Below are 14,668 nucleotides of genomic sequence, written 5' to 3'. Positions count from 1 at the left end.
AGGCCCTGGTGGCCGGTCGTGTGGCTTTGCTCGTTTGACGACTCTGGCGAAGTCGGTTTTTGTATGGGGCGCGATTTTTGTTCTGGCGGGCGACTGGTTGTGCCTTCGAGCCGAGCCGCTGACCACCCTCACCTATCGCATCAACGGCACCGGCTTGCAGGTGACACCCGCGGCGGTGGCGGTGCCGAAGGGGATTGCGGGGTCGGTGTCGGTCACGTTGACGGGGGGTGAGGCGACGCAAGCTTTGGCGGATGGGGCTTATGTGGAGGCGTATCTTCGAGGGCCCGGGTTCCCCGAGCCGCGCCGGATTGTCAGCGCGGTGAACCAGCCGATGCTGTTTCCACCCCTGAATCTCGTGGGGGACTACCAGCTGGATTCGATCCGGCTGGTCGAAGCGACCACCGGCCGGACCCGCATGGAGGGATCGCCGGCCATCGTGCCGGTGCGCGTGTTTGACGAAATCCTGGTGTCGCGGGTGACGTCGCGTCCGTTGACCTATGAGGAGATCCAGGAGAAGGGGATCTTCATTGATGAATCCAATTTCCGGGTGGTGGAGTTCGAGGCCGCATTTGTGCTCGATGGAAGGACCATCCCCATCACGTTCCCGGTGGTGTCGCCGCGGTTCGTGGACTCGGTGGAGCTGATCCCGGCGGCGGAACTGGAGGAGAAGCTGGCGGAGGCGGCCGTGCTCAACAGCCAGATCGCCGCCACAACCCAGTTGCCGCCCGAGTTCGAGGTGTCCCAGCTGAACATCCAGGTCCAGGGCATCAATTTCCAGGTGGTGGATCCCGGCGAGGATGAACCCCTCGGACTCAACATCCCGCCCATCCCCGCATTGATGGTGATCCCCGGAAATATCGGCTACCTAAACCAGTTCTTCAGCGTCCAGATCTACACAGAGAACGCCGCGCCGCGGGGATCCGGCCTCAGCGTTCGGGAAATCCAGGCCACCCTGAAGCTGCCTCCCGGGCCGGACCGCGTCCCGGCCGCCAGCCACGCGGTGCCTGGGGATGATCCGCTCCGGTTCGCGCGGGTGGGTCCGGACAAGATCATCCAGCCGGTCCAGCAGATTGTTCAGCCGGGGCCTGATGGCGCGTTCGGCACCCCGGACGACGTCGCGCGCCTGGACCCGGGGCAGTCCGGGCAGGCCGAGTTCCTGGTCGAGGGCCTCCAGGAAGGATTGCATGTCATGGACCTGGACCTCGAGGCGACGATGGACGGGCTGGCGGCGGGTCCGGTGCGGGTGAAGGGAAAGGCGGCGGGATCCGTCCTGGTACGCAATCCGCGGTTCTCCATGGCGTTCTCGCATCCGCGCACCGTGCGGACCGGGGAACCGTACGACGCGAGCGTGACGCTGCTGAACACCGGCATCACACCGGCCAACCTGGTGCAGGTGACCCTGAACAAGAACTCGATCAGTGGGGCACGGCTGGAGGACGAAGCCCAGCAAACGGTCGAGCTGGGAACCATCCTCCCGGGTCAGTCGGTGACGGCGACCTTCCGCATGCGCTCCCTGCGGACGGGGGCGGTGAGCTTTTCCAACCTCACCACGAGCGATGACAGCGTCGTCGGGCGGTTTCGCCTGAGCCTGGGCGTGGATGAACGAGGGGTGGCCCTGTCGCCGGACACCATCGCGCTGCCGGAGGCGGTCAACGGATTGCCGCCGGAACTGCTGGCCGCGGCCAACCGCGTCCTCGGACAGGCCCTGAGTGTGGCGACCGCGGGACAGGTGCCGCCGGGCGTCCAGCGCGTGGGCCGCTCGGTGATCACCCGGCGGGTGCTGGATCTGGCGGAGGCGGGTCAGCGGTTGAGCTATGGCGACCCGGCCCGTCGGGTATTCGCCGACCTGCTCAGGGATTGGCAGGGTGGGCGGATCTTCAGTGACGGGTTTGATCAGATCCTGCGGGAGACTGGCGCCGGGCTGGAATGGCGGAATGCGCTGGTTGCCGCCATCGAGTCGGCAGACGCGCTGGACGCCAGCGCGAGACTGGTGGACCGCGCTGCGGACTACGCGGGGCTGGGGCAGGAGTTCGTGCTGGTCGCGGCCAGTGACGGACGCCTGCGGGTGCAGTTCGGTGATGGCAAGACCGGCGCCGAAGTGCCGGGGAGCACCCAGCCGGGCGCCCTGGTGTATTCCGGCGGCCGCGGCGCGTGGGGCAATCTCCGGCACGAAACCAATGGGACGGTGTTCTGGACCTTCACCAACGGCCCTCCGGTTGCGGAGATCTCGGTGCTGCTGGTCTCCACGAACGGGACAGCGAGGCAGCTACGCTGGACGATTCCCAATCCGCCGCGGGAGGCGACCTACAGCTACTCCATTGGTGGCGGGGTTGAGACGCTGGGTGTCGATCTGGTTTCCGATGGCACCGTGGATTCGACGATTCCCGCCGTCGCCACGGTGGTGCAGGAACTGCCGCCGGCCCTGATTGCCGTCGAGCAGGATCTCCGGGTGAATGCAGGGCGCCCCGGCAATCCCTGCATCGGACCGCCCTGGGCCAACTATGGCACCGTGGTGGCCGTGGTCTTTTCCAAGGCGATGACCCAGGAGACGGCGGGGGTGCCGGGCGCCTACACGGTGGATGGCGACAATGGAGCGAACTCGGTGCAGGTGCAGCCCGGCGGCCGCGTCGCTTACTTGAACCTGCGGAAGGGCATCAGCGGCATCCTGCCCCGCGCGTTGACCATCATCGGGGTTTCGGACGTGCGGACCAATCTGCTGGCCACCGTGACCACGCCCATACGGTCCGTGGTGCCGGGCACGGAGGTGCCGTTCACGGGCGGCGTGGCGATTCGGGGAAGGGCTCTCAAGGGTGATGGCGGTCCCGCGCCGGGCATCCCGGTGACCCTGACGATGTATGACCAGGCCAACGGGGCCAACGGATGTGAAACCTGGACCCGGCGCGTCAGCCAGGTGCTCTCGGATGAAGGTGGCAATTTCACCTTCGACTTCGTGATGGCCGGCATCCCGTATTCGATCTCCGCCACGGACACGAGCGGCCTCTCCGAAGAGGCGCTCACCCTCATCGCCGGCAACACGGCCGACGGGCAGGTGGAACGGGAGCGGATCCTGCAGTTGGCGACGAGTGCCGGGACGCGGAACACGTTGCTTGGGCTTTTCGCGGCGGGATCCCTGCCGGAAGCCATCGCCAAGGTTGAGGGACTGGACCGGGCGCTGGTCCGGGACACCGTGCAGATGGGCTCGTCGCGCGAGGGCCAGACGGTGCCGATCGCGCTGCGGTTCCGTGGCCGCGCCACCGTCCTGGGACAGATTGTGGCCGAGGATGGAACGACCCCGGTGCCGCGGGCGGCGGTCAACCTGTTTCCGGACGCCGGTTCCCGCGAACTGGGACGCGGGATCCTCGCGGACGGTGACGGACGCTTCGTGTTCTACGGGGTTCCGCTGGGCATTTACTCCGTCGAGGTGCAGACGTCCGATCGCCGTTCCCGCGTGGTGGCCGGGTTGCTAGAGATCCCGGGCGATGTGGCGGTGCTCACGATCGAACTTCCATCCTTTCAGACCCCGCTTGGAGCGCTGCGCGGCACGGTGTTCGAAGCCGACAATCTGACAGCGCATGGCGGAGCCCGAATTTTCGTCGGCCGTCTGGCCGGGCAGCAGGTCCAGGAGGTGGTCCGCATCGTCGAGGCTGATAGTGACGGCAACTGGCACGCGGACCAGATCCCGGCGCGTGCCTATGATGTGGTGGCCATCTCGCAGGATGGTCGTCGGAAGGGGGTGCGGGCGGGATACGTCGTGGCTGCGGATGCAGTCTCCGTGGCCAACATTTCGCTGGAGGCAACCACCCAGCTTTTTGGGCGGGTGCAGTTTGAGGATGGACGTCCGGCGCCCAATGCCCTCGTTGCCGGCGGACTGTCGCTGGTGCGGTCCGACATGTTTGGGAATTTTGCCTTGGAGGGCGTTCCGGTCGGCAACCGGCAGATCAGCGCGGGCGTGGAGCGCGATCCCGACGCCGGCATTGATTTCCCGAGGCTCGGTTCGGCCAACGTTCAGGTGGTGGCTGGCGCCAACAATTACGTGGTGGTCAAACTGCGCGCCGCCGGACGCATCTATGGCCGGGTGACGGACCTCAATGGGTCAGGTATCGGTGGCATCCGGGTGGCGATCCCGATGGAGGGAGGGTTTTATTGGACCGATGCCGACAGCCGGGGCAATTACGCATTCGAAAATCTGGGACTCGGTGGCTACACGCTTAGCGCACCGGCCAACGCCACCGCCCCGCAGTTGAACGTCAACCGGCTCAACGAGCAGATCCGTAGCGGGGATGAAGACGAGATCCTGGCGGCGTTTGAGGAGGCCATCCGGGTCTTCGTCGGTGCGGATGATCCGCTCATCACCGGGGAACAGCGGAACTTTCGTCCCATCACCTGGGGCTTCACCCGCACCGCGCTTCAGTTTGATGGGCAGTCCGTCGAGGCCAACATCCGGATGCTGCGCGAAGGCACGCTGGCCGGCCGTGTGCTGAACCACCAGGGCGTACCTATTGGCGCCCGCGTCCGGTTGAACGGCATCGGGCCGGCGCTGAACGGCGAACCCAAAATCACCATCCGTGGCGAACTCAATTCGGATCCGGCCACCGGACTGTTCATTTTCCCCGGCCAGTTACTCGCCGGTCCGTGGAGTGTTCAGGCCGCCTCGCCGTTTTATCCGGTTGTGCTCCAGGAAAATGGAATCACCACCGACCTGGACCTGAATGTGACCAACGTGATCCTCCAGTTTCCGCCAATCCGGGATACCAACGGACGGCTTGTCGGACGAGTGCTGAATCCGGACGGCACCCCCGTGGGGGATGGGGTGAGGGTCCGGATCAGCTTCGCCGCCGATTTCGAGATTCGGACCGACGACGACGGCACCTTCGACACCCAGATCGCGGTGCCGGCGGGCGGCTACCGGGCCGAGGCCATTGATGACGTCTCGGGGTTGCGAGGTGAGGCGTTCGTGCGGGTGGTTGCAGGGATCACCAACCAGTTGGATGTCCGTCTGTTGACCCGGGAGTCGGCCATCGAGGTCACGGTGGTGCGAGGCAACGGGCTTCCGGCGGCCGGCGCGCAGGTGGACATCGAGCATGGCACCTATCCGAGGGAGGCGCGGGTGACGCTCTTCGCCGATTCCGACGGTCGGGCCACTTTTCAAGGCCTCTGGGAGGGGCGGTATGCGGTCAGCGCTCACTATGCCGAGGCCTCGACACGGGTCGCCGCGCGTGGAGGGATCACCGTCGGTCCCGGGGAAACGGGACCTGTCATTCTCCGCCTCGGAGGGACGGGCATTCTCACCGGGCAGTTTGTGAAGCTCGATGCGGTGACGCCGGTGGAGGGTGCTCAGGTGTCGGTGGGCAGTCTCGGGTTTGCCACCACCGATGTTGACGGGCGGTTCCGCTTCGAAGGGGTTCCCCTGGGCACGCACACACTTCTGACGTCGGACCCTGTGTCCGGTGCCGCCGCCCGGGCCACGGCCACGCTGAGCTTCGCCGACCAGACGGTGGATGTTCGGATCATCGAGGGGGCGCGGGGCGAAGTGAACGGGTTCGTCCTCGACAGCTACGGTCAACGCTATGTGGCGGGGGCGACCGTGCGAATTTCCTACTCGGATGGCCTGACGCCGGCGCGCACCGTGACCACCGGTCCGGACGGTCGCTTCAGCATCCCGGGCTCCCCGATCGGAGCGTTTGCGCTTTCCGCACAGGATCTCCCGGTGGCGGCGGGCGGGCGGGGAACTTCGGGAAGCGCCTCGGGAGTCCTTTTGGCCACCACCCTGGTTGCCACGGTGGACGTCCAACTCCAGCGCCTGGGAGCGATTTCCATTCGTGTGGTGCGTGCCGACGGAGCGACACCCGCGGACAACGTGACGGTTTCGCTCGCGGGCCGGCAACGGGACACCGATGCCCTTGGGTTGGCCACCTTCGACAACCTGACCCTCGTCAGTCATCCGGTTACGGCCGTGTCCCGTCGGGGCGGAGAGGTGCGCAACGCGGTGCAGGGCCGCGTGACGATCTCGGAGCCGGGGACCAATGCACTGGTCACCCTCGTTCTTCCGGGCGTCGGAAGCGTTCGCGGGATCGTGGTGGGCAGCGATGGCAACACGCCGGTTCCGGGGGCCGAGGTCGTGATCACGTTCCGGTCGCCCTTGTTTGCCGGCCAGTCGGTGACGGCGGTGAGCGGTGCCGACGGGCGGTTCGAGTTTACGGATGTGCCGGTGGGCGACTACCGGGTGAGCGCCTCCAGCGTCTCATTGGCCGCCGCGATCAACGCGGCGATCGGAGTGGGTGGAGAGACCGACGACGTCACCCTCCGGTTGGGTGACAGCGGCGGCGTCATCGGGCGACTGATGCGGGCCGACGGGGTGACCCCGGTGCCGGGCGTGGATGTCTTGCTGCTCTACGCCTCCCAGAGTGCGAACCCAGGACGCGCTTTTGTTCGAAGCGACGTCGAGGGTCGGTTCCAGTTTTCAAACATTCCGGTCGGGAGTTTTGAGCTCGAATCCGTGGCGCCGTCCTTTGGGGGGGTGATCCGCACCGTGGACACACTGGAGGGTAATGGCCAGACGCTCGATTTGGGTGACCTGCGGTTTGACGAAGCGTTTCCCATGGTGATTGCGGTTGCGCCGGCGGATTCTGCCGAAGAGGTGGCGACCACCGCTTCGGTGGACCTCGAGTTCAGCGAGGCGCTGGCTGCGAGCACAATCAGCACCAACGGCGTGCTGTTGCGATGGGTCGCGACCGGACGCCGCGCGGACGTCCAGTTGGAACTTCTCGAAACCAATGGGGTTCCCCGGTTGCTCCGAATGACGCCGCTGGTGCCGCTGGTCAGCGAGCAGATTTATGAAATCGTCGTGCTGGCCGGCGACCTGCTCAACGCTGGTGGCGGAGTGACCGGGTCCGGTCCACGGGACCTCGTAGGCCGGGCGTTGACGGTCCCGTTTGTGTCCCGATTCCGGACCGCGGACAATGATCCGCCCGTGCTGCTGTCACTGTTCCCGACGAACGGGATGATCCAGATTGATCCGCGGGCCGTGCCCCGGCTGAGTTTCAATGAGACGCTCCGGCCGGCAGGCTTCAGCGTTCGACTTACCGGTCCGGACGGCGAGGTCGCGGGTCAGGCTGGGGTGGGGGTGGATGGTCGGGTGTTGAGCTTTGTCCCGGCCGACCTGCTCCGGGCGAACGCGAATTACACCCTGACGGTCGGCAACGTCTTTGACCTGGCCGGCAACCGGGCGGCGGGAGAGCCGTTTGTCGCCACGTTCGCGACTCTGGATACCGTGGGGCCGACGCTCTCCACGCTGCAGATTGCGGACAGCCGTGCGCCGGTGGCCGGCGCGGTGGTACCCGTCGAGGCCCTGTTCCAAGACCCCGAACCGGGAGCCCAGGTCCGGTTCACCCAGGATTTCCGGCCCATGGGAACTCGAGATGCCTTCCCCTTCCGGGTGGACGTGACCCTGCCCGCGACCGGTTCGACGACGATACGTGCCATCGCCACCGACGAGTTCGGCAACGACGGACCGCTGATCGAGCGGATCATCACCGTACAGGGGAACCAGCCGCCGACCCTGGTGTTCGAACGGATCACGCCGCTGGAGGGCCCGGTGCCGAGCGGGTCCTTCGTGGCGGTGGACGTTGTCGCGGCGGATGACTCCGGCATCGGGGAAGTCCGGGCGATCGTTGCCGGTTTGGGCACCGGAGAGTTGGCTTCGACGAATGCCCCGCGCCTCCGCGTGCAGGGGACGGTTGCCCCGGAGGCCGGGCCTGGATCGCAGGTGCAGGTTTTTGCGGAGGCCCTGGACGACCTCGGGGTGTCGAGTGGCCAGCAAGTGCTGACGCTGGAGGTCAGCGACGGCACCGCACCGACGGTGGTCGTGACGGCTCCCGAAACGGGGAGCGTGGTCAGGCCTGGGGAGACCATTCCGTTGACGCTCCGCCTCGATGACAATTTTGGGGTTACCCACGCGGAGGTGGCGGTGAGCGGCGCCTTTGTTTCGGCGGTGGAGACGACGTTGTCCGCGCCGCGAATGGAGGGCACTGAGGTGGTGCAAATCCCGGTGCCCACGCAGGCACCGACCAATGGGGCGGTGATCACCCTGGCGATCACCGTTCGCGATGCGGCGGGGAACCGTTCGAATCCGCTGCCGTTCGCGATGCGGATGGTGGACACCACGCCGCCGTCGGTGGTTTCCGTGACTCCTGCGGACGGTGCCACCGGTGTGGATCGTGAGCCCACGGTGCGCGTGGTGTTCTCCGAGCAGCTCGATGCCGCCACGATTATTCCGGAGCACTTTGTCCTTACTGAGATGGACAGTGGGCTACTGGTGACGCTGACGCTGGACCTGGATCCAGACCAAAGAACCGTGCGGGCCACACCCGAGGCGCCGCTCGACTTGAGCCGTGTCTACCGGTTCACGGTAAATCCCGGGGTCGCGGATCTCGCCGGAAACACACTCGCAGCGCCGGTGGTCACCGAATTCAGCACGGATGACTTCCGACTGCTCAGTCCCCGGGACGGGCAGCCAATGGTGGAGGGTCAGTTACTGACCCTCGCGGCGGACAGCGAGTCTCTGGTGTTCGCCGCGGTGCGATTCCGGCGGGATGGAGGGGAACTCGCGGTGGTCCGATCGGCGCCGTTCCAGTGGGCAACCGATGTGCCGCTGCTGGACGGGGCCGCCTCCGACGACGTGGAGTATGCCGCCGAGGCCCTCGACGCCGACGGCATCGTTCTGGCACGGACGCAATCGGTGGTTCGGGTGTTCCCGCTGGATGTCGACACCGATGGCGATGGGTTTACCAACCGTGAGGAATTGGAGCAGGGAACCGATCCCTTCTCCCCAAATTTCCCACCGGAAATCCAGTTCCCAGCCACTCTCGAGATCGTTCAAGGCGTCCTAACCCGCTTCGAAGTGACCGCGACCGATGCCGACGGGAATCTTCGCCGGGTCAGGCTCCGGGAATCGGCGGACGACACCAACATCCGCCTGTTCGACCGGTTGGAGTTTGCTGACAACGGCCTTCAGGTGCGCGAAAGCGCGGCCAATACCAACACCCTCAGCACGACCCTCCTGGTCCGTCACAACTTCACCCACGAGACGCAGCTCCTTTTGGAGGCCGCGGACAGTCAAGGGCTGACCACGAGGCACACGGTTCGGGTAACGACGCTGTCCGATCTCGATGGCGACGGAATCCCTGATCGTGACGATCCCGACATGGATGGCGACGGGTTCGAGGGGAACCTGGCACGGGGTGCGACGACTCGGGCTTCCTCGTCGGGTTTTGGCAGCGAGCCGTCCCTGGCCGTGGACGGGAACCGGAACCAGGATTGGTCCGGTGGAAGCATCTTCCACTCGGGTGTTGAACTGCACGCCTATTGGGAGGCGGATTTGGGAAGGGTTGTCCCGCTGGGTGCCATTGACATCTACCTTCGAGCGGACTGCTGCGAGAGTCGCAATCGCGTGGCGGTGCTGGTGGCCGGCGAACCTTTTGTGGATTTGGATTTCACGGAGGCGGAGCTTCCGGCGACCTACCGCAATGGGGCCGTCGAGGTTTACCGCACAACGGGCGAGTATGACTCCGGGGTGATTCGCGTCCCGACGTCGGCCTCCGGACGATATGTCCGGGTCGCACACCTCGCGTCCGACTTCCTGCATCTGGCGGAGGTCGAGGTATTTAGTCAGGAGTCGAACAACGCCGTCGAGTTGGCGAGGGGTACGGATCCATTCAATCCCGACACGGACGGGGATGGTATTCCGGACGGCGTGGAGGTTTCCGGTGCCAACGGCTTCATCACGGATCCGCTCAAGGCGGACACCAGCGGGGACGGCATTCCCGACGGGTTCGCCGTCGCCCTGGAATTGGATCCTACGGTCAACAGCGGCGCGGCCGGCGTGGTGGTGATTGACAACCGCACGGTGACCTTCAGCGGCCTGGCCCGGTTGCACACGTTGATCCTGACCAACGGTGCCGTATTGACCCACCGGAACGCGGATGTCGCCGCCGACTTGCTGGGTGAACCGAGGCTGGAGCTCGTGGTCACCCGCTTGGTGGTGGACGCGACCAGCCGGATTGATGTGTCCGGGAAGGGCTATCTGGGCGGCCGTTCCGGAGGGAATACGGGCAACGAGGGGCGCACCCAGGGGAACACGATCGCGGGCGGGAGTTCGCGACGGAACGGGGGCAGTTACGGAGGCCTCGGTGGGGTGGGCAGCGCCGAACCTGGGCTGGCCTTTGCGTTCGGCTCGTTCCGCGATCCGAATGAACTGGGGAGCGGAGGCGGATCCGACAGTGGTGCGGCGGGGAACGGAGGCGGGTTGGTGCGGATCACGGCCGAGAGTGTCGTGCTCGACGGGTTGATCGTTGCTGACGGTGGCGACGGCGCATCCCTGGGAGGCGGTGGCAGCGGAGGTGGCATCAAACTAGCGGCGGGCTCCCTGACGGGTCAGGGGCGGATTCAAGCCAACGGAGGTGCGGGAAATCCTCAACAATCGGGCGGCGGCGGTGGCGGCCGGATTGCCCTCACTTACGTGACGGCGTCGGCAACAATTCTTGCCGGTCTTCAGGCGGAGGGCAGTGCCGTCGGCCTGCGACCGGGAACGCCCGGGACCCTCCATGTGGCGCGCCCGGGCGAGCCCGGGGAATTGATTGTGGATGCAGGACGCGAGGAAAACCTCGCCGTCGCCACCCCGTTGCATTCGTTGGCGACGGGGAACAGTACGGGCCTCCATGACCACACGCTGGTGGACCGGAGGGCCCTGTTCGTTCCCGGTGCCCTGGCGGGCCTCGAACTTCAGTTGGGAACGGGTTCGGGCCTTCGTCATCGAATTCTCGGCAATGACCACGCCCGCATCTTCACTGATCCTGCGGACGGACCGCTGACCGCGTCGGCCACCGCCGGTGATCCGTATCGTGCGGAACTTTCCGTGGGCCGCCTGGTGATCCGCCGGGGTGCCACGGTGGAGATTGTTGATGCGGCCCGGGATCGGGCGGATCGGCGCGGAGTTCTTGCCGCTCGGGATCTCGAGCTCTCCGCACAGGCCCGATTGGTGCATCCCGTCGCAACGCCAACCTCCCGGCACGGTCTGGAACTCGCGATCGCGAATGCGTTGAGCGTGGACGCGACCAGCCGGATTGATGTCAGCGAACGCGGGTATCTTGGCGGACGCTCGGGGGGGAATTCCGGCAATACGGGACGGACCCTTGGCAACACGACCGAGGGAGGCAGCCTGCGTCGCAATGGAGGCAGCTACGGCGGGTTGGGCGGCGTCGGAAGCGCTGAGCCGTTTGCCAATGCGACTTATGGGCTGTTCCGGGATCCCAATGAGCCGGGCAGTGGAGGCGGATCGGATTCCGGGGCTGCAGGAAACGGCGGAGGCCTGGTGCGCATCACAGCGCGGAGCGTCGTCCTCGATGGGCAGATTCTTGCGCTGGGTGGCGATGGCAGCTCGCTGGGAGGCGGTGGCAGCGGCGGCGGCATCAAAATTACAACCGCAGTTCTGTCCGGAACCGGTCGGATCCGTGCCGACGGTGGTGAAGGCATCCCGGCCTATTCCGGCGGCGGCGGTGGTGGCCGGATCGCCCTCTCTTACGACGACGCCCCAGACTTCGATTTTGGTCGGTTGCAGGTCAATGGCGGCGGGGGACTGAATTCGGGCGCCCCGGGAACGATCCAGGTCCGCCGGGGCCAGGAGCCCGTCCAGTTGGTGGTGCGTGGGAATGGAAGGGAGACCCCGCTTCCCGAATTGGCAGGCGATGAACTGTTGGTGCTCGATGGCGCATGGGTGTCGGCCACGAACGTAACCGTCGCCAGTCTCACACTGACCAACGGTGCCGTCCTGACCCATCCCGGCGCGACCCTTGGCGGGGCGCCCCGGTTGGAGATCGTTGCCGATACGATGACTGTTTCCGTGAACAGCCGGATTGATGTCAGCGCGCGGGGATATCTTGGCGGACGTTCCGGAGAGAACTCCGGCAACACGGGACGGACCCTTGGCAACACGACCGACGGGGGAAGCCTGCGTCGCAGTGGAGGCAGCTACGGCGGGTTGGGCGGCGTCGGAAGCGCTGAGCCGTTTGTGAATGCGATTTATGGGCTGTACCGGGATCCCAATGAGCTGGGTAGCGGCGGCGGTTCGGACTCCGGAGCTGCGGGCAACGGCGGTGGACTGGTGCGCATTACCGCACGGAGCGTCGTTCTCGACGGGCATATTCTCGCGATGGGTGGTGCGGGCAGCTCGCTGGGAGCCGGTGGCAGCGGCGGCGGCATCAAACTCACGACCGGAGTTCTGTCTGGAAGTGGTCGGATTCGGGCCAACGGCGGCGAGGGGATCCCGGCCTATTCCGGCGGTGGCGGCGGCGGCCGGATTGCGGTGGTTTACGACAGTGCTCCGGATTTCGATTTTGGCGGACTTCAGGCCATCGGTGGCGGCGGGCTGAGCGAGGGGGGGGCGGGTACGATTCACGCAAGGCGTGCCAGTGAGCCGGCGCTCCTGGTCGTGCGCGGCGGTGGCCGGGAGACGCCCCTGCCGGAACTGGCAGGCAACGAGCATGTCGTCCTGGATGGCGCGCGCGTGTCGGCCACAAACATCAACGCAGGCCGTCTGGTGCTGACCAATGGCGCGGTGCTGACCCATCCGGGCGCCGGTCTTTTGGACGAGCCGCGCCTGGAGATTCGCACAAGGGATCTGACCATCTCGACGAACAGTCGGATTGATGCCAGCGCGCGCGGGTACCTTGGCGGTCGGTCCGGGGAGAACGCTGGCAACTTTGGCCGGACATTGGGCAACACGAACGAGGGAGGAAGTCAGCGCCGGAATGGGGGAAGCCATGGGGGCGTGGGCGGCTTTGGATCCGCGGAATCATGGGCCAATACTGCGTACGGGTCCTTCCGAAACCCCAACGAACTGGGCAGTGGCGGGGGTTCCGACAGTGGAGCTGCGGGAAATGGAGGGGGCCTGGTGCGAATCACCGCGGAGCATGTTGTGCTTGATGGCGAACTCGCCGCTGATGGTGGCAATGGCAGTTCCCTCGGAGGCGGAGGTGCCGGAGGTGGCGTCTATCTGGCGACGGGCATCCTGACCGGCCAGGGGCGGATCCGGGCCAACGGAGGCGAAGGCGCCGGGACCTTGGCGGGCGGGGGCGGGGGCGGGCGTATCGCCATCATTTCCACGCTTGCGCCGGAGTTTGCGACGGCAGGCCTCCAGGCTCTGGGCGGCCTGGTGGGATCCCAGCAGGGTACCCCGGGGACGGTCTATCTCCAGAACCCGGAGGATCCCCGGGGACGTTTGATCGTGGATGGCTTCGGACGGAATACTCCTGTGAGCTTCACGCCGCTCAGCTCCCTCGCGGGAGGGATCAGCACGGCCGTGGCCCCCGACCGTCTGACCGACGACCTTGCCCGACTTGTGCCGGGTTCTCTTGTCGGCCTTTCGCTCAAACCCAATGCCGCCCATGCCGCCGTCTTCAGAATTCTCGCCAACACGTCCTCGGAGATCGTGACCGATCCCCTTGATGGGGACCTGACCGCTGTGGCGACCAGCGGAAACTCCTATTCCGCGGAGCTGGCGGTGGGCCATCTCGCATTGAAGGGGGGAGCCCGGGTGGAATTGTTCGACGCGGACCAGGCGCGAGCGGACCGCCGCGGACGTCTGCACGTAATCACGGCTGAAATCGTCGGGGGCAGTGTGTTGAGTCATCCGCCGGCGACGGTTGAAAGCCAGTTTGGCCTCGAAGTGGTGGTGGACGACCGGTTGACCGTGGATGCGCAGAGCCGGATGGATGTCCATGCCCGCGGGTATCTCGGCGGGCGTTCCGGGGGCAATTCCGACAACAATGGTCGGACGTTGGGCAATGGGAGCGAGACCGGCAGCACCCGACGCAATGGTGGCAGCTACGGGGGCATTGGTGCGCTCGGCAACACGGAGGGCACTGTCAACGTGCTTTACGGTGAGGCCGATGATCCCAACGAGCCGGGAAGCGGCGGGGGCTCGGACAGCGGCGCGGCCGGTAATGGTGGAGGATTGGTCCGACTCCATGTCAGCAGCCTCGACCTTGACGGAGCGATTGAGGCGGGGGGAGGTGACGGGGCTTCCTTGGGCGGTGGGGGCAGCGGCGGAGGCGTCTGGATTGCCACCCGGACCTTGCGGGGAACGGGGACGGTTCGGGCCCGGGGCGGCAATGCCGGGGGATCTTCCGGGGGCGGCGGCGGCGGTCGGATCGCGGTCCGGTATGAGGAGGCCACTGATTTCAACCTGGCCAATCTTCAGGTCACCGGCGGCAATGGCTTTGGCTTTGGAGCCGACGGATCCCTCTTCCTCGTCCCGGTGTCCTTTGTGCCCCCGTCGCCGCTGTCCACCGGATTCGCGGATGACTTTGTGGGGGTCACGGCCATCCACCTGCGCGCCATCGGCGAACTCACGGGCACGACCCCGTTCTCGGTCGGAACGGATCGCGGAGAGGTGCTGGAGATCCTCTGGAGAGCACCAAACCCGCAACAGTACTTCCTGGAGTGGTGCCAGGACTTGGAGCAATGGATGCCGGTTCCGTCCACTGCCGAGTATTCACCCGGATCAACGGAGGTCCGGCAGTTTTTGAGGCTGGATGGCGGCCGTGGATTCTTCCGACTGCGCCGGGTGGGCGGCCAGGGCGTGGAAAAGTAGTCACCACCCGCTTGGGCTCGT

The 14,668-nt window shown here is 66.2% G+C and carries 1 protein-coding gene; it reads left to right on the top strand.

The features are described from left to right. Positions 1–34: 34 nt before the first annotated feature. Complete coding sequence (locus KF791_15355; GenBank protein MBX3733952.1) at positions 35–14,647, top strand: carboxypeptidase regulatory-like domain-containing protein; 14,613 nt, start codon at positions 35–37, stop codon at positions 14,645–14,647. The last annotated feature ends 21 nt before the right edge of the window (positions 14,648–14,668 follow it).

This window comes from Verrucomicrobiia bacterium, from assembly GCA_019634635.1.
In the GTDB taxonomy this organism is placed as follows: Bacteria; Verrucomicrobiota; Verrucomicrobiia; order Limisphaerales; family UBA9464; genus UBA9464.
Note: the sequence above shows the minus strand (reverse complement) of the source record. Positions and strands in the feature narration are given on the sequence as shown.